Annotated in this window: 13 protein-coding genes; 2 read left to right on the top strand and 11 right to left on the bottom strand. The window is 42.7% G+C overall.

Annotated elements, in window-relative coordinates; genetic code table 11:
* The first annotated feature begins 117 nt into the window (after positions 1 to 117).
* Positions 118 to 2010 (top strand): glycosyltransferase family 39 protein, encoded by a 1893-nt coding sequence (locus PHH40_02995; protein ID MDD2766702.1) that lies wholly within the window; start codon positions 118 to 120, stop codon positions 2008 to 2010.
* 153 nt (positions 2011 to 2163) lie between these two features.
* On the opposite strand, the gene PHH40_03000 is transcribed toward PHH40_02995, so the two are convergent.
* The 4 genes from PHH40_03000 to PHH40_03015 all read right to left on the bottom strand — a co-directional run bounded on the left by PHH40_03000 (position 2164) and on the right by PHH40_03015 (position 6515).
* On the bottom strand, positions 2164 to 3132 hold the full coding sequence (locus tag PHH40_03000) for a hypothetical protein (GenBank protein ID MDD2766703.1): 969 nt from the start codon (positions 3130 to 3132) through the stop codon (positions 2164 to 2166).
* 11 nt (positions 3133 to 3143) lie between these two features.
* Complete coding sequence (locus tag PHH40_03005) at positions 3144 to 4049, bottom strand: AAA family ATPase (protein ID MDD2766704.1); 906 nt, start codon at positions 4047 to 4049, stop codon at positions 3144 to 3146.
* Between the two features lie 89 nt (positions 4050 to 4138).
* Complete coding sequence (locus tag PHH40_03010) at positions 4139 to 5296, bottom strand: glycosyltransferase (GenBank protein ID MDD2766705.1); 1158 nt, start codon at positions 5294 to 5296, stop codon at positions 4139 to 4141.
* A gap of 1 nt (position 5297) precedes the next feature.
* A complete protein-coding gene (locus tag PHH40_03015; GenBank protein MDD2766706.1) occupies positions 5298 to 6515 on the bottom strand; it encodes a glycosyltransferase family 1 protein in 1218 nt (405 codons plus the stop codon).
* Between PHH40_03015 and PHH40_03020 the strand changes: the two genes are divergently transcribed.
* A complete protein-coding gene (locus tag PHH40_03020; protein MDD2766707.1) occupies positions 6508 to 6705 on the top strand; it encodes a hypothetical protein in 198 nt (65 codons plus the stop codon). The genes PHH40_03015 and PHH40_03020 overlap by 8 nt on opposite strands.
* A gap of 43 nt (positions 6706 to 6748) precedes the next feature.
* Here the strand turns inward: PHH40_03020 and PHH40_03025 are convergent, their stop codons facing one another.
* The 7 genes from PHH40_03025 to murD all read right to left on the bottom strand — a co-directional run bounded on the left by PHH40_03025 (position 6749) and on the right by murD (position 19252).
* Positions 6749 to 7765 carry a rod shape-determining protein gene (locus tag PHH40_03025; protein ID MDD2766708.1) on the bottom strand — a complete coding sequence of 339 codons (1017 nt, stop codon included), beginning with the start codon at positions 7763 to 7765 and terminating at the stop codon, positions 6749 to 6751.
* Positions 7766 to 7798: 33 nt separating this feature from the next.
* A complete protein-coding gene (murA, locus tag PHH40_03030) occupies positions 7799 to 9076 on the bottom strand; it encodes a UDP-N-acetylglucosamine 1-carboxyvinyltransferase (protein MDD2766709.1) in 1278 nt (425 codons plus the stop codon).
* 453 nt (positions 9077 to 9529) lie between these two features.
* On the bottom strand, positions 9530 to 10450 hold the full coding sequence (locus PHH40_03035) for an FAD-dependent oxidoreductase (protein ID MDD2766710.1): 921 nt from the start codon (positions 10448 to 10450) through the stop codon (positions 9530 to 9532).
* 77 nt (positions 10451 to 10527) lie between these two features.
* Positions 10528 to 11337 (bottom strand): SDR family oxidoreductase, encoded by an 810-nt coding sequence (locus tag PHH40_03040; GenBank protein ID MDD2766711.1) that lies wholly within the window; start codon positions 11335 to 11337, stop codon positions 10528 to 10530.
* 36 nt (positions 11338 to 11373) lie between these two features.
* The gene (locus tag PHH40_03045) at positions 11374 to 11622 is read right to left on the bottom strand and encodes a metal-sensitive transcriptional regulator (protein ID MDD2766712.1); all 249 of its coding nucleotides are present in this window, start codon (positions 11620 to 11622) and stop codon (positions 11374 to 11376) included.
* Positions 11623 to 11948: 326 nt separating this feature from the next.
* Positions 11949 to 17705, bottom strand: coding sequence for a beta-propeller fold lactonase family protein (locus tag PHH40_03050; GenBank protein ID MDD2766713.1), 5757 nt, complete (start codon positions 17703 to 17705; stop codon positions 11949 to 11951).
* 143 nt (positions 17706 to 17848) lie between these two features.
* Positions 17849 to 19252: a UDP-N-acetylmuramoyl-L-alanine--D-glutamate ligase gene (gene murD / locus PHH40_03055; GenBank protein MDD2766714.1), complete on the bottom strand. Its 1404-nt coding sequence runs from the start codon at positions 19250 to 19252 to the stop codon at positions 17849 to 17851.
* Between the last annotated feature and the right edge of the window lie 20 nt (positions 19253 to 19272).

Here is a 19272-nt window from a genome sequence, read left to right on the forward strand (position 1 = left end):
CCAGCGAGCAACTCCTTGCGTGAACTTTTTTTGATCTGACGAAGCGTCGGAACCATGCTCAAAAAAACTTCAGGCCTCTGAGAAAAATTCTTATGAGAAACTCTCAAAAAAAACAGTATGGACTTTTTGAAAAAACACGCATATCTCATTGTTGCAGGGATTCTCGTATCACATTTTGTTCTTGGTCTCGTGATTTCCAGTCAAGAATCGATGATCTATGATGAACGAGCGCATATCCCCGCTGCCTATAGCTATGTCCGTTACGGCGATATGCGTCTCAATCCCGAACACCCCCCTCTCCTCAAAGACCTCGCTGGGCTCCCACTTCTCGCATTCAATCTTTCTTTCCCTCTCGCTTCTCCCGAATGGCAGACAGGCACCAATGAACAGTGGACTGTCGGTGATATGTTCGTCAACTGTTCCAATCCTGAAATGAGTTGCAACAATGCTGATACGATTCTTTTCTGGTCTCGTCTCCCTATTACGCTCGTCGCTGTATTACTCGGCATCGCGATCTTTCTTTGGACACGTGAACTTTCAGGAACGCTCGCAGGCCTCTTTGCAGTTACTCTCTACGCTTTTGACCCAAACATCATTGCTCACAACCATTATGTTACGACCGATATCGGTATCGCCACATTCCTTTTCCTGGCATTCTATTTCTTTGTTCGTTTCTTGAAAAATCCTTCGTACACGAATATCATCACAGCCGGACTTTTCCTCGGATTCGCTGAAGTGACCAAATTTTCTGCCGTACTTCTCTTTCCTCTTTTTGGACTCTTTGTCATTCTCTACGCTCTCACCAAAGAGAAGAGACCGACAGACAGACGAACCGTATCTCTCTTTAAAATGCAAACCTTATTCGAATATGTTCTCAAATTTGGAGGCAGTGTTGTTGTTTGTTTTATTCTTATCTGGTCCTTGTATGCCTGGAATACGATCAATATGCCGGGTGAAAAAATCGTTGCCTCAGCTGATTTCTATCTCTCTCAACAAAATGCACCGGCGATATTCATCCACGACCTCATTGTAAATACGAGTGAGAATGCATTTCTCAAGCCACTCAGTCAATACATTCTCGGTGCTGGTATGATCTTTGCTCGTGTCGCCAGTGGTAATCCTCATTATTTCCTCGGCGAAGTGACTATGGATCCCTCACGCTGGTATTTTCCTGTCGTTTTCATCCTGAAAGAAACCCTGCCCTTTCTCATGCTTCTTTCCTTCGCTCTCATCTATACGCTCTCGCGTATTGGAAAAGTGCTCTTGCGAACAAAAAAACAAACTCTTTTTTCTTTCATATCTCAGTCTATCCAACAGAAGCCAGCACAATACCTCATTTTCGGATTTATTCTCCTCTATAGTGTGGTCAGTATCAATGGAAAATTGAATATCGGTTTCCGTCATCTCTTCCCTCTTCTTCCGTTCCTTTATATGCTTATTGCAAAGACGGTATTTGATTTCTGGAGACATCTCAAGAAAAATGAATCGACTCAGAAACTCTTCTCAATTCTCTTTTCTGGTATCATCTTTTCTATTATTTCTATACCCATTCTCGCTTATCCGAACTATCTCTCGTATTTCAATATCGCTGTTGGTGGTCATAGCAATGGCTACAAATATGTGACTGATTCCAACTACGATTGGGGACAAGATTTGAAAAGAGTACAACGATTCATCGATATTCACAATCGATGCAAAACAGGACAAGTGGACCTCTGGGAATCCAAAGAATGTATAGTCACGGTCGATTATCCTTCTATCAATAAGATCCGTATAGATTATTTTGGTGGGTCAAATCCTGGAACGATGTTTGATGATGTGTTCATCCCCTGGTGGGGTGAAAGGGAACCAGAAGCTGGCTGGTATGCCATCTCCTCATTCTTCTACCAAGAGAGTTTGTACAAGAAAAAACCCATCGGAACAAGAGATTATTCTTGGCTCGAAGATTATACTCCAGTGACTCGAGTCGGTGATTCTTTCTTCATCTATTATATTCCCGAAAAGAGATAAGGGACGAGAGATGAGTGATAATGGATAAATGATAAAAAAGAAAAGAAAAAGATTCCGGATACTCTATCGGAATCTTTTTCGTTTCAGATCTTTTTACTTCCTTTTTATCTCTTATCGCTCATCCATTATCATGTATCTTTCACCGTCCCCCACTCACTTTTTCTTTTTCTCTTTCTTATCTTTTTCTGTCTGCTTTACAGTGCTCTGTTCTTTTTCGGTTACATACTCCTCTGGAAGATTGTCACGAAAAGTATAATAGATACGATTCTCGACACGCATATCAATATACTCGAGCTTCTCACGTTTTGATGCCGATAACTCTTTGTCAAAAAGAAGACGGAGTGTTCTCAAAGATTTTTCCAGAGGAAAGGACGTGCTGAAATATACTTCCCAGCCATCTGTTGTTCTCACTCGAAGTTCATCGGAAAATTGAGAAACAACACTGTATTGTGGCAAGAGGTCAATATTCAATTGCTGAGAAAACTTCTGATCAAGATCGAGGAGAAATGCCATGAAATCTGTATCCATAACCCTACTCCCTTCATTGACAGCAGTATGACTCATATCACTGATCGTCAAAGCAAACTTTTGATATGCCTCTGTCGTCGCAACAGCATTTATTTTGAGTGCACCTTGTTCATCAATCATATACGTCGTCTCTGGAGTCGCCCAAAGGAGAATTTTCTTCTTTTCATGAAGAGAGAGGGTGAGCGTATTTGGAAAAGAACGAATGAGAGAAGCTTCAGAAACAAGAGGAAATGATTCATATACATCACGTACTATAGTCGCCATTGGAATGACGGGATACGCTCGTTTTGGAAAGATCCCCCAGTATTTCCCCATAATTCTTTCTTCCACAAACTGCTCCACGTCTTGCTGGGATAGTGTCTCTGTCCCGAGCACGAGAGGGTGCTCTACTAAAACAAACGATGAGAAGAAAAAAAGATAAAATAATGTACCTGCAAATACGAACCAGAGCAACAATACTCCATTGGTTATTTTTGTTGGTTGATTCTTCTTTTCTATCCGTTGTCTGCGTTTTTCTGGTAACGCTTTCCGAAGAAAAGGAGTGTGTTGTTTTTCTCCCTTTTTTCTTTTATTGTATTTTGAAAAAAACCACATAATAAAAGATATTACAATGAAAGAAAGAGTTTTTCGAGAAGTAATCGGGCATTACTTTGCGTATTTCTCAAGAGAGAAAGAGCTTGTTCTACTGTTTCCAGTAGCAAAAAAAATCGTTTCGTCTGAGGAATATTTTCACCCTTCAATGCCTGCCTATACAGTCCTGGCAACCACCATTCGAGAAGATGTATGGTCTCAGGGACATTTTTTGCCAACTCTTCCGCAAGCACGAGTCGCTCACCAAGCGAGAGTGAGGTCAAACGAAAGAGTCGACTCAATTTCTCTTGTTCTCCTACAAATTTCTCAGGATGAGAAAGTAAACGCAAGATCATCCCTGGGCGACCGAGAGTGAAGAAAAATGGTGCAATCACTGTTTCCTTGTTTCTCTCCACTACTGAAGCAAGGCCAGACTGCATATCTTCTGGTGAAACATAGCTGAATCGTACACGCTCAATACGAGAAAGAATAGTTGGTATGATATTTCCTATCTGATGTGTCACCAGAATAATAACAGCACTCGGGTTCGGTTCTTCAAGCGTTTTTAGAAGAACGTTCTGAGCTGATGATGAGAGTTTATGAGCATCTTCTATAATAATCACGCGATACTTTCCATGAATCGGAAATTGTCCCAAAAACAACAATGCTTCTCGTATCTCGTCTACACCAATATTTTTTTGTTTAGTCACGCTACGTTTCGTCTCTTCTTGTGGAGTAATCACTCGCACATCAAAAGGATATGGTTTATCTGTGGTAGGCACAAAGTCAGGCTCAGAAACAAGCTCTGATGCAAATGCGAGTGCACAGAAACTTTTTCCGACAGATTCTGGTCCGACAAAAAGATATCCCTGAGAGATAGAGTCTTCTCGGACGAGTCTCTCAAGTCGTTTTCTTTCTTTGTGGTGACCAATAATATGCATAGGCAAGGAATTTTCAATTTCTAATTTTCAATTTTCAAAGAATGATTTAGTTTTAAAAATTTCAAAATTGTTTAAAAACGAGAAGTGTATCAAATATATTTTTCAATCACTGTTTGCAATTCATTCTGAAAATGTTGTTTTGTGAAATGTGCTACTGATTGTCGCATCAAAGATTCATCATACTGACCTTCGTGTTCAAGAAACCTCCTCACTCCTTCTGCGATGATTTCTGGTGTTTGTGCATGAAACAATTCCCCTGTTTTTCTTTCTTGTATGATTTCTTTGATACCACCATATTCATACGCGATCACTGGCGTACCAAATGAAAGTGCTTCGACGGCCACCATACCAAAATCTTCTTCTGACGGAAGAATGATCGCTCGGGCACTACGATACAGTTCGACAAGCTCATCGTCTCTAACAAACCCTCGAAAAGAAATATTCTTCTCTGCTCTTTCTTCGAGTGCATGTTGTTCTGGTCCACAACCAACAATGACGAGAGGCAGATCGAGTTTATTGAATGCTTCAACCACTCTATCAATTTTTTTGGATCGAGTCAGTCGAGAAACAACAAGAAAAAAGGATCGTTTGGATGGAGCTGTAAGGACACCCTCTGTAGTACTTGCTTTTTCAGACAAATCGAGAGCTCCTGGATACAAGAGCGTGCTTTCTCTTCGATAATATTTTCTCACTCGTTCTTGCGTGAATCGCGAATTGACGAGGAGAAAATCTGGGCGATCAGCTGATTGTCTATCCCATATACGGAGATAACTCATCACCATTCGTAAAAAAATATTCCTTTTCCCTTGTGCACCAAGTTCTCCGAGATACTGCTCATGATAATCCCACGCATACCGCATTGGGGAATGAATATAGGCAATGTGCTTTGTATGAAGACGTGTGATAATTCCCTTGCTCCACGCACCAGAAGAAGAAATGACGATATCAAAATCACGCAAATCAAATGATTCCACAGCAACCGGAAAAAATGGCAGAAAAAATCGATAGCGTTTCTTCAGAAAATTCGGCAACCGAGACAACCATGACACACGAATATCTCGTTTCACAAAGTGCTCTCCTATCTGTTTCTGATCATACAACAGTGTATAAATCGGCGCTTCTGGGAAAAGCTCTGCCATTGATTCGAAAACCCGTTCCGCTCCTCCGTATGACACCAAGAAATCATGCACCAAAGCTACTTTTTTCTTTGTTCTTTCTGATGATTTGTCTACATTTTGTTCTTGCATATCAGGAAAATAATACATGTATATCATCTGCGCATTTCTGCCAACTGAAACGACGTACATTCTCAGTCGCTTTTGCTATTATATCATCTCTTTGCTGTTTGTCCGAAATTACACGATATATGCCCTCTGCGAGAGATTCTGCATTCAGAGGATCGATATATATCGCCCCTGCTCCGCCCACTTCGGGAAGAGAAGCAATATCCGATGTCACCACAGGTACGCCGACAGACTGTGCTTCGAGTACTGGGATACCAAACCCCTCGTAGAGAGATGGAAAAAGAAACACATCGGCATTTTTGAACAATGCCCATTTTTCTTCTTCTGAAATATACCCTAATTCTTTGATATCAAGCTTGTGGCTTGTAGCTTGTAGCTTATAGCGAATTTGATCATAGCCGTATCCAGGCTTCCCTGCAAGTACAAGTATATGAGGAATCACATATTTCTTTTTCAATATTTCAAATGCCTCAATCATTCTCACGATATTTTTCCTTTCTTCCAATCTCCCTATGAACAAAAGATATGGCGATGTCTGTTTTTTTGTTCTTTGTTGACTGTTCTCTGTTGACTGCTGTTCGTATCCCTCATAAATCACCTGTATTTTTTTCTCTGGGACGCTATAGAGTTTCATTACATCACGTTTGGTATTTTCTGAAACACAAATCACCGTACTAGCAACGCGACACGAAAAACGAATAGACAACCGCATGTAGAGACGATCCAGAAATGCATAACTCTCTTTGCAAAACTCATATTCAAGACCGTGAATCGTCACGATTGTTTTCTTGGGCCCGCCTGCAACGCTATGCTCGAATGTACAAGAAGAAGCTTTGTGAAAAATTTTCCTCACAAATAGAGCTACACTACTATACAAAAACGTAGCATTGTGGGCAGGATGGATCAAGGGCACAGTGTGTGCTGGTACGAAAAGAACATCAGGAGTGTGAAAGAGCATTTCGAGAGAAAGTGCTATTTGTGTCCAGAAACGCGGTGCCCAGACACCTCTCACGTGCCAATTGTTTGGCAAAGAAAAGTCAATCTCTGGAACGACGAAACGTATTCTTCCTTTTTCCCAGGAGATTTTCCGTCGGACATAAAGAATTACCGTATCTGTCGGGCTGATACATGTACGCAGATGTTTGATTGTTTGATATGCATATTCCTCAATTCCTGTCCGTCTCTTGAGGAAGGCTCTCGATGCATCAATACCTATGATCATAAAGTTTCAGTGGGTAGAAATTCTTATCAGAAATATTTTCTTTTTTCATTCTTCGTATTTCTCGAACATTTCTGACTCGTTCTGTCGAACAGGGAGCTGTCCTGTCGAGACCATCCGTCACGCTCTCCGCCAGCTGGCGGATGTTACCGACTCACTTATCACAAATGTGACCGATAAATACGAAGAATGAAAAAAGGAAATATTCCTGATATCACACTTCTTTATGACTAACACTACTTCGCCAACATAATACTCCGCTTATAGAGTTCGAGGTTTTCGAGCACAATGCCAGTTCCCTTCACAACGCAAAATGCAGGATCTTCCGCTACATAACATGGGACATTGATCGTCCTTGAAATCAATTGATCGAGATATTTGAGCTGAGCTGTTCCTCCAGAAAGCACCATCCCCTTGTCCATGATATCAGCCGACAATTCTGGTGGCGTTTCCTGAAGCACTTGCTTGATGACGTTGATGATTTCACGAAGCTCGTCTTGGATAGCTTCTGTCACTTCATTTGAAGAAACGACGATCGTTTTTGGCAATCCTCCCATCAAGTCTCGTCCATGAATATCCATATGCTCTTCTTTTACCTGAGCAATAGCAGAGCCGATTTTCATTTTTATTTCTTCTGCTGTCCGATCACCTATAGAGAGGCTGTATTTGCGCTTGATGTAATCCGATATAGCCTGATCGATACGATTGCCTCCGACGCGAGCACTATGAGCAGAGACGATACCTCCAAGTGAAATCACAGCAATTTCTGATGTGCCTCCTCCAATATTGATAATCATATTCCCCTGCGCCGCATGAATTGGGATTCCTGCTCCTATCGCTGCAAGTATCGGCTCTTTCACGACATACGCGGATTTGGCACCCGCCTTGAGGGCAGCATCGATCACAGCACGACGCTCGGTCGATGTCACTCCCGCAGGAATAGAAAGTACTACTTCAGGTCGAAAAAATCGGACACGTCCACTGACTCGATTGAGAAAATATCGGAGCATCGCTTCTGTCACACGATAATCAGCGATAGCACCATCTTTGAGTGGTTGGCTCGCGACGATGGTGTCTGGGGTACGTCCCAACATTTCTCTCGCTTCATTACCGACAGCGATCACCTTGTTTTCGAGAAGTGAAATAGCTACCACGGAAGGCTCGTTCACTACCACACCTTTCCCAGGAACGAACACGAGTGTATTTTTCGTCCCGAGATCAATGCCTATTTTTCGTAAAAACATTCCTTTCATATTTCTTCAATATATATTTTATCTCTTTCTTCTCTAGATCACACAATTTTCCACTGTCACTCTTTTGATCCGTGCTCCTATCTTTTGCAAGCGTTCCTCTATTCGTTCATATCCGCGATCGACTTGGTAAATATCTTCGATCACGGTCTTGCCTGACGCACAGAGCGCTGCGATGATAAGCGCTGCACCTGCCCGCAAATCGAAACTCTTGATAAGTGTTCCTCGAAGAGGTGTCTTGCCATTGACGATTACCTGATGAGGATTGAGGACAGTTGCCCGAGCCCCCATCTTGATAAGTTCTGATACATAATTAAATCTTCCTTCAAAAATAGTATCGAAAAGAAGCGTGTCTCCGACTGCTTGCGAAGCAAGCACTCCAAATGGAGCCTGGACATCAGTCGGGATACCTGGGTACGTTCTCGTATCGAGTTTGACAATCGCTTTCAATTTCTTCGCAGGAACAACAGTGATAGTATTTTTTTCTATCACAAAATCAGCACCAAATTCTCGTAATTTTTCTAAAACAATATCAAGATGTTCTTCCCGGGCATTTTTGACAGTGATCGGACTTCCGGTAGCGACACCGAGAATAAGGAAGGTTCCCGCTTCATTGTGATCAGGAATAATCGTATGCTTTGCACCACGAAGCGTACCTGACCCAATAATCTCAAGTGTATGTGTACCAAGACCTTTGATCTTTGCTCCGAGAGCAATCAGGAATTTTCCCAAGTCTTCTACATGCGGTTCGGTTGCAGCAATCTTGATAATCGTTTTCCCTGGCATACTCGCAGCGAGCATCATCGCATTTTCAGTTGCAGTCACGGAAAATTCTTTGAGGATGATTTCAGCCGAATGTCGTTTGCTTGCATCGACACGATACACTTTTCCATCGCTTTTGATATCAATACCCATTTTCTGTAGAGCGTCAAAATGTGTCCCTACTGGTCGAGCTCCGATAACACAGCCGCCAGGATGATGGAAAGTAAATTTTGCAAAACGTGCTGACAGTGATCCAAGAAGGAGAATCGATGAACGGATTTTCTTCACGGCTTCGATATCTATTTTTGATGGATCGATATCTCGAGTAGTGATCGCCACCGTGCGCTTTCCTCGCCACTCTATCAGAGCACCCATACTCTCGAGAATCTCGATCATTCGAAAGACATCTTCGATCAGCGGAAGATTTGAGATGACGCAGGTTTCCTCGGTCAAGAGTGTTGCTGCAAGTATTGGTGTCGTTGCATTCTTGGATCCGCTCACAGTGATTTCTCCACGCATTTTTTTCCCTCCCTCAATTTCAAAAAGTTCCATAAACTCCGTTCAATAAAAAATAAATATCTCTCTGTGCTACGTTCTGGTTCTTATACACTTACAGAGTACATACCACATGAGTATAGCCCAAAAGAGCCTAAGAATCAATAAAGACCATATCAATACGAGGTATCGGTATGGTCTCTTATGCTTCTTTACTGAGAAGCGAAGGCAAAGGAATTTGCCTTATGTAAATACAAGAAAACATTGTTTGTTTTTCTTTTTGTTTTGATTTTGATTTTTAAAGAGCATTTTTCCTTTTTTTAGAGAAGAATCATCTTTTGAATGATTTTCTCTCCCAAAAAAAGAAAACGGGCACTTCCCGAAGGAAACACCCGTCTTAATTCACTACCTTACTAGTATAGCACGCTTTTCCCCTTTTGTCAAAGGTTTTTTTTGGTTTACTTAGCGGTTGAACCGCTAAGTAAACCATTAGATAAACAATCTGGAATATTACCTCTGCTTCTTGATATATTCATACACAGCAAGAGCTGCGACGACACCGTCACCAGCAGAAATGTTATTTTGTTTGTAGGGAGCATCAGTAGCATCCCCAACTGCAAAGATTCCTACTTTCGATGTCGCTTTGGTTCGATGATCGAGGACGATTTCTCCTCGTTCATTGAGAGTGATAAGATCTTTGATAAATTCTGTATTCGGTACCATTCCGATTTCCACGAAGACACCATCAGTTGACAGTGTTTTTTCTTCGCCAGTGAGAGCATCTTTGTAGAGGACGCCTGTGACGGCCGTTTCTCCGAGTATCACTTGTGGTACAGCGTTATAGAGAGTATGTACTTTTTCATTCGTGAGAATTCTGTCTTGGGTCACGGCATCTCCACGAAGAACATCCGAACGAATCATGAGGGTGATGGATGAAGCATATGGCAAGAGATCTTCTACTGCTTCGAGTCCAGCATTACCTCCTCCAACCACCACCACATTTTTATTACGGAAGAATGGTGCATCACAGGTCGAACAATACACGACACCCTTGCCATTGAATGTTTCTTCTCCAGGAATATCGAGATGACGATGTCGTCCGCCGGTAGCCACGATCACTGCTTTGGTCTCATGTTGTGTCCCATCAGAGAGTACAATAGTATAGCGTCCATCCTGTTCTGTCACAGCAGTTGCTTTCACTCCTGTCAAAATCTCGATCCCCTCTTGTGCACGGAGATGTCTCTCGAGTGACTGAGCGAATTCAAATCCAGGGATAGTCACCGTACCAATCCAATTTTCGATACTTGCAGAGACCGTCGACTGACTGAGGAAATTTTCTGTCACAAAAAGCGTCTTCATTTGTTTGCGAGCAGAATATACTCCTGCAGCCACTCCACCCGGACCTCCACCGATGATGATCACATCGTACATATTTTTTTTCTTATTGAAATTATTTTTGAAAAAAGAAAGGGTCTTGTATTTTTTCAAACACAAAACCCTCTTTTACATCAGCCTCGATAACCACCATCCACCAGAATATTCTGGCCCGTGATATACGATGCTCCAGATCCAAGGAGAAATACAACAACCGTCGCCACTTCACTCGGCTCTGCGAAATGTCCGAGCCAAATCTTGGCACATTCACTTTCATACTCACCGTCTGGCAAGGTATCATTCATACCCGTATTGATCCACCCTGGAGCAACACCGTTCACGCGGATGCCATACTTGGCATAATGAGAGGCAAACCCGAGTATCTGCATCGCCATTGCCGCCTTGGACGAATCGTAATGCATCGAATACTCTGCCCACGAATTGATACCGTTCGTCGAAGTAATGAGAACAACAGCGCCTTTTACTTCTTTGGCTTTCATACGCTCGAGGACGGCACGAGTGGAAATAAATGATCCCATCACATTCACCGCATAGACATCGTTCCAACCAGGGATTTTTTTTCTATCGGCATCAATACGTGTCTTGAGTGTTTGTTCTGTCAAATCAGTGTTCGGTGAAATACCAATACTGTCGACTAACAGTGTAATTTCTTCTCCAAGTGTCGTCACAGATTCTTCGAGCATTTGCTCAAATGATGATTTTGTCTCATCGGTACGGTCCGAGACCTGTGCAAGAAAGATGTCCGCACCAAGCGTTTTGAGTTCTTCGGCGACCGCTTCTGCTTTAGAACGATTACCGCTGTAGGTCAGCGTGAGCTTCTTCACACCATGTACTACAAGTGCACGAGCAATCTCAGATCCGATACCACCACTGCCACCCAAGACGAGTGCGTGACCAGATACATTGAAAAGGTACTTATTCATAAATTTCTCCTCTATTGGTTTAGATAAACAAAAGAACTACTGCATTTTGAAAAGGGATTTCAGATATGCTTCGCTGATTTTTTTCTTGCCATCCCATTTGCAAGATATATCATCCTTGAGAAGCTCTACTCCGAGCATCGCCACCGCTTCGCGAATAGCGGTGATCTGCGTGATGACAGCGAGACAATCTTTTTCTTCTTCCACCATACGACGTACGCCTTTCAATTGTCCTTCGATGCGCGCAATACGCGAGAGCACCGGCGATGTTTTCTTCGGAATCGTCATAATGATTGTTTCAGAAAAATATACCCTACAGGGGTATATTATATCTTTTACGAAAATGTGTCAACCCTGCGCATTCAATTCCATTCTAAAGCGCGACATTCAGACAGAATGAATGTTTTTTTTCAACGAACAAAAGAATTTTTCATCATCCTTTCCACTCTGACTGAGCAAGAGCTCTCAGATCGAAAAAAGAAGCTAAGAGTGTGTTGATTGGAGGCTTCTTTTTTCGTTTTACTGAGAGCTCTTGTGAGAGGTGGAACGATGATGAAAAATTGGCTTTTGGTTGTTGAAAAGAGAAAGCTTCATTTCAAGAGAGACTGTAGTCCTTAAAACTTCGCCCATCCAAACATATCATTGAAGTTCCCGATAATCATCTGTACAACATTTTCAGTTTGTTGTGGAGTAATAATCATTTTTTCTCTTGAGATGCTTTCATTACCTGCTTTATCGATAGACTTGGCCTTGAGAAAATAGACAGAACCAATCTTGAATGATGTGAGCACTATCACGTGTGAAGTCGATGGATCGGTCGGCATATCAATCGTCTTTTCTTCTCCATTCGATCCTTCTTTGTAAGCAATGGAAGTGGTGGCTGGTTCATCAGTGTACCACGAAACAATAGCCTGGACTTTGCCATCTTGAGCGAGAGCCATATCAGTTTTGAGTTGGTCAATTTCTGGAGCAGTGGTATCTTGACTCGTTGTGAAGTTTTTGGCATCCTGAGTCACCTTGTTCCCTGCTTCATCTGTCGCAACGATCTTGGCATTGTACACCGACCCTGGTTTCAGTCCCTTGAGGACGACAGTGTGCGAGAGGGAAAGATCAGGCTTACCCTGAGACCCGGTATCAGAACTCTCCTTGGTATTCGTATAGGAGACGGATGCATCGGTCGGAACGCTCGTATTGAAACTCACTTCGACTTCCGTATCAGAAAGTACTTTGGTCGTGACATTACTAATTCCCGGAAGAGAACGGGGCGAGAATGTGTAATCAGAAGAAGCGAAAAGGTTGTTTAATTTATCCTTACCTTTGACACGAAAATGATAAAGTTGATTGCTCTCGAGCTTGTTGACAGTCATTGTGTGCGTCTTCGTTTGGGTATTACTTTCTTGTTTGTCTCCGTACGTTTCTGAGAGACCGTATTCCACAATAGAAGACATAAGTGTACTCGTTTTCCAAGCGAGAACTGCTTCGCCGATTTTGTTCGAAACGATATTGATAGAAGAAATGGTCGAAGGAGAAGTAGTAGTGAAAGAGGATTCGGAGGAAGTAGTGAGATTGCCTCTCGCATCGGAAGAAAGGACGACAAAATAATATTTGGTACTCGGGATGAGATTCTTGAGAAAAATCGTATGTTCGACAGCGTACGTCTCGATAGCTGAATTGATCACATCTTCTCCGGACATATCTCCATAATCCGTCGTGATGCCGTACCTCACGTACCCATTACTGACCTCATCCGTACTCCATGTCACCGTTGCATTCTCTCCTGTCACATCTGACACATTCACACTCGAGATTGTCGGGGATATCAGATCACCCCCTTCGCTTCCGCTGTCTACCTGTATCGGTTTGGTCGTGAAACTCGCTTCATCAGAAACAACCACTGTGTCGAGATTATCGATACAGGTTGCCTGGTAATAATAAATCGTCGAAAAGAGAAGTGATGGAAGCGTGATAGAGTGGCGCTTGTTTTCGAGAGTCTCAGTGACTGGAGTGGCTGCATAATTGCTCGGGGCAGTGCCGTACTCGATCGTACAGAGAGCAGGCTGGTCTGTAACAAGTGAGATGACGGCATTCGTATCAGTGATAAGTACCGTATTCATCCCTGTGATACTCGTCAGTGGATCGTGCTGGAAACTCGGATCCGGAAGTGTCTTGAAAGAGTTTTGTGAGGAAAGTGTCGTATTTCCAGAAAGATCAGCAGAGTAGGCTTTGAAATAATAAGTAGTGTCAGCGACGAGAGAGGGAAGGATAACAAAATGATCCTGTCCATAAGTGACAGTTTCTGTAGTACTGGTATACGGTCCTCCTCCAGTAGTAGCATATCGTATCTGACTCGTACTTTGTTCATCGGTGAGCCAAGTGATAGCTACTCGATCATACGTGATGACAGAAGCTCCGAGAGTGGAAATGACAGGACTTGTATTGTCCGTGGTAGTAGTGAATTGATAGAAAACGCCTCCATTGGTATCGAGAGCCATATTACTATCCGTATCTTCTGATTTCACAAAGAAATAGTAAACCGTACCAGGTTGCAATCCTGATATTGTCTGAATATGACTCGTCGTGAGTGGAGTGGTACCGACTTCGGTAGGAGCGACGAGAGCAGTTTCTGATTTTTCTGTTGAGTAAGAAATATAAGTAGAGGCAGGAATATCCGTGTTCCAACCTATTGTTGCCTGAGTATTCGCGGCGCTCGAGAGAGCAACATTGGAAATAGCTGGACCTGGATTGGTAGTGAACGTATATCCTGTTCCCCCGTTATTATCAGTACCTTCGTTGCCTGCTGGATCAGAAGATTTGACCTGATAGAAATACGTTGTAGCAGGAGTGAGACCGGTAAGTACGACGCTATGGATACCACTTCCTCCAGTGTTATCCGCATAGTTGAACACGCCGATTTCATCAGTGAAAAATCCACTGTTAACGGAAAAACCGACCGTCGAAGTAGAGAGTTCGTTGGTATCCCAAGTGATAGTGACTTGAGTTGTCGAAACTGCAGAATGAATAACATTGGAAATAGCAGGCGGAGTGGTCTCTGATCCCCCTCCTCCTTCTCCAGAATCTTGAGTACCATTTGGCTTTCCTTGAAGAGTCGACGACATCCAAGAAACGTTTCCGACGTTGTCTGTCATCTTGACCTTGTAGTAACGAATCGTGTCAAAAGTGACAGTCTCATCAATATAGTAATTAGTACTTCTGGAATTGATAGTAGCGACGAGAGAAAAATTGACATTGTCTCCTGACGCATAAAGTTTGTAATTGGCGAATCCATAAAAAGGTTCGGCAACCGTTCTCCAAGAGATGAAGAGTTTCCAATCATTATTCAGAGCATTCGACACATCTTGAATAATCATAAGAGTCGGAGTTTCTGTCGAAGTGACAGAGGAAATGATTGTTTCATTGTTGTAGACATCTCGATACTGAACATAGACGATGTCTGGATTGGTAGCGAGTGTGAGGAGCTTCGTTCCATTATAGGCTTCGTAGGTGGATCCAGAGAGATCAGAATTCAATCCAACTTTCATTTCAATCGTGGAATCATCAGTCGCAGAGAGAGTGACACTCGCTGGAGTGAGCGATGCATCAACCAAAACAGGATAGGATCCGAGCGTTGGCGCCTTGGAATCAAATGTGATGGTATCAGTCGCTGTGGCAGTATTGTTGGCAGCTTCATTGTCATTCACGGTCACTTTCACTGAAAGAGTCGTGCTATAGGTATTGGTAATATCAGTCTTCGCGTCCCAGATAGCTTCGTACTGTGTGTAGTTTGCAATATCGACACTCTTGTTAGCTGTGGCATTGATAGAAAGATTGGCACTATTGATGGTAACGAAACCAGACCCATTGTCATAGGCAAAGGAAGGAGTGATGTATCCAGGAGTGTTCGTTCCATCGGTAGTATCGAAATCTTTCACTCGATAGATGATACGGATTTTTCCCCAGTCAGAATCGAGATTATCAGAAATCTGTGAGACTGCGAGACCATTAGTATTGTAAGCAGTGTCAAATTCTGGAGCAGCATTCACCACATATTGTGATGTCACACTTGTGAGGATCGGGGTGATAGCACCGCCTGAGGTAAGAGTCACTCGGTATTGGAAATATTGATCATCCGATCCTGTCATGAGTGGATGCGTCGGAGAGAGTGTCACCCCATTGTCACTCTCGGTGAAATATGTAGATCCTGAACAATCAGTGTATCCACACCAGGAAGCAGATGTGAGACCTCCGAGAGTAGACGCAGAACGCACTTGAAGTTTCACAGTATCACTGGCACTCGTATTTGTCGCTGTCCAACTCATTTTGGAGAGAAGATTGGCATTCGAGGAAGAGTCGTACGGAGAAGAAAGAATCTCTCCTGATGTGTACTGGGAGTAGTCGATGGTAACAGAGTCAAGAGTGGGTGAAACAGACGGATCAGTTGTCGAAAAATTCGCACGATACTGCATGTATTGATTGCCTGATAATGATGAGATGTCTCCACCATTCGCGACACCAGTTGTCCAGGAAGTCCACGAACCATCTGGCGTCGCAGTATTACCCGCCCGGACGTCCATCGTTATGGTTTGTCCGTTGAGTGTCGTAGCATAACCAAAAGTGGAAAAGGAGGCAGACGCTCCGAGGTTAATAACGGCAGAAGTGAAAGTACCAGAAGCTACTTCGGGAAAACGATTATATTGAGATACAGTAACATTACCATAATTAGTCACGTAGACCGATGTTCCATCAGGAGAAATCGTTATACCGATAGGACTTGCTCCTGCCGATATTGTTTCGGGGGTAAGTGGAGTAAGAATTCCAGTACTGGTATTTCTGTTGTATTGAGATACATTTGAGCTTGATAAATTGGCAGTGTAAGCCGATGCTCCAGACGAAGAGATAACAATACCATACGGACTATTAGATGTATTTATAGTATCTACATATGTAAGCAAACCAGTACCTATATTTCTGTTATATTGAAAAATGCGTTGATAATCATAATTAGTTACATAGACCGATGTTCCATCAGGAGAAATTGTAATACTATAGGAACCATTCATTGTGGATATCGTTGCAGGGGTAAGTTGAGTAAGGAGGCCAGTGCTGGTATTTCTGCTGTATTGAGATACTTCATTATAATTATTTACATAAACTGACATCCCATCGGAAGAAATTATAACATTATTCGGTTGGATTCCTGTAGATATCGTTGCGGGGGTAAGCGGAGTGAGGAGGCCAGTGCTGGTATTTCTACTGTATTGAGATAATGTATTACTACCATAATTAGCCACATAGACTGATGTTCCATCAGAAGAAATTGTGATACCACGAGGACTCGTTTCTGCCGATATTGTTGCGGGGGTAAGCGGAGTGAGGAGGCCAGTGCTGGTATTTCTGCTGTATTGAGATACGGTAGTGTTACCAGAATTAGTTACATAAACTGATATTCCATCGGGAGAAATCGTAATACCGATAGGATTTGCTCCTGCCGATATTGTTGCGGGGGTAAGCGGAGTGAGGAGGCCAGTGCTGGTATTTCTGCTGTATTGAGATAATGTATTACTACCATAATTAGCCACATAGACTGATGTTCCATCAGAAGAAATTGTGATATCACGAGGCTGTGTTCCTGTAGGTCTCGTTGCGGGACTGAGTGCTGTAAGCAATCCACTCTTTACAAATTCTACTCTCGCTCCACTGCCGCTTCCCGTCACCTGTGTTATATTATTCGTTCCATTCCCAAATCCCCCACCTGTTGCCAGTCCTTGTGGTATCGTCGTCCCATCATCGGTGAAAGTATAACCGGTAGCAGGGAGTTTCACATCAGTCCCAACCGTCAGTCCACTCTGACTCGTATACTCATTCCAGTTCGTCTGATTGCCAGGATGCACGGCAGTATTCACCGTCACTCCACCACTCCAGCTATTCTGGGTAAATGTATATGTCGCTCCCTGTGAACCGAGTGGCAAGAGATAGGTACCACTGACGATCACAATGACGAGCAAGGCCGATACCTGTGCTTTCCAGCTGCCCATCAATACTTGTCCTACTTCTTTAATTGATTTGGAAGCAAGGCTTCCAAAAGATGGAAACAAGCTTCCAAATCTCCTCTGTTTCTTATGCGATATGACATCAGAAAGTACTCTCTTCTTTTTCTTGGAGAGGAGAGCGACAAAAAAACCAGTTGTTTTTTTTATTGTTTCTAGGAGTACTACGAAGAAATTTTTCTTCCATTCCGAAAAATGACGTCTGAAGAAAGTGCTTCTTTTTCTCTGCATTCTCTGCGGTGCAACACTATCAAAACACCCTTTCTTTCTCTGAATGAGGGTTTGATATGGTTTTCTTTTTTCTTCTACAAAAGACACTCTTCGCATAGTGTTTCTTTTTGTTTCTTCGCGCTCAAACATGGGTGTTCAAAAAAGAAACATCCATTGAAAGTATACCATAGAAATCTTCTTTTTGAAGAGAAAAAAGCCGTCTCTCGAAAAGAGATAACGGCTTATAGGAAAAATGAGGGCTATAATGATTGGACTATTCGTCTGAATTGTTCACCACGATCGAATTCATTCTTGAAAACACCGAAACTCGCTGATCCCGGAGAAAGAAGGACAATATCTCCCGGCTCCGCTGATCGGGACGCGATTTCTACTGCTTTATCCATACTGTCTACTACTGTGAATATCTGGTTTTTTTCTGTATCTGGGAGATACTTTCGAAGCGAAAGAATGAGTTTGTCGGTTGCTGTCCCTCGGAACAAAATGAGTCCTTTCACACGTGTCGCTATGGCTTCTGCAAATGCATCAAACTGAAGATTCTTGTCACTTCCTCCAGCGAGAAGGATGATCGGTTCGGAGAACGAACGGAGAGCGGAGAGAGATGCTTCAGGAATAGTCGCGGTGGTGTCATTGAAATACTGCACGCCTCGACTCTCCCCTACATATTCGAGACGATGCTCGACACCAGGGAAACTCTCGATACCTGACACAATCTGTTTCGCAGATAATCCAGAAGCGAGAACTGTAGAAACTGCAGAAAGAATATTACTTTGGTTGTGTTCTCCTCGAAGGGTACGATGTTTTATAGGCATGAGTTCGTGAGATTCACCTTGTTTACGAATCCATATCATCCCATCTTTGAGCCAGACTCCATCTCCATCGATTTCATCTCGTTCAGAAAACCAAACAATTGATCCAGGAGCATCTTGTACCATATCACGCACCGCTTCATTGTCGAAATTAGCAATCACCACATCATTTTTTTTCTGAAAAAGAAAAATGTTTTTCTTATCCTCGATATAGTCAGCCATCGTCTTGTAATAATTGAGGTGATCAGGATAGATATTGGTAAGCACAGCAATATGAGGACTTTTCTTCATATATCGTAAAGCAGAGAGTCTCCAAGAAGAAAGTTCAAACACTACTGTGGTATCTGAAGTGATTTTTTTGAGCGAGGAAAGCACACCGACTTGTCCAATACCGATTCTCATCACTTTTTTTCCACTTTTTTCGAGTATGTGTGCGATCAGTGTCGATGTCGTTGTTTTTCCTTTACTTCCAGTAATGCCAATAATTGGCGCCTTACACAACGCAAAAAAAATACTCGAGTCCATTTCGACTGGTATATTGTTCTTCTGTGCGAGCCTGATATATTCATTCGTCCAGGATATGACCGGGTTCTTTATCACCATATCGACATGGGAAAAATCTTCCGGACGATGTTGTCCGAGTATATAGGTGATATTCTTGTATTTGGCAAGTTTTTCTAAGGCAGGGCCAAGCTCTTCTCGTTTTTTGATATCGGTAACAATCACTTCACGCACACCGTGCTCGAGAAGAAACACTACCGTACCAACACCGCCCATATTGAGACCAAGACCAAACACCGTCACTCGCTTGTTCTTGAAAAAAGATTCTTGCAACATATTCTTAGGAAATGTCTACT

The organism is Candidatus Moraniibacteriota bacterium, assembly GCA_028688415.1.
Lineage (GTDB): Bacteria > Patescibacteriota > Minisyncoccia > Moranbacterales > UBA1568 > UBA1568.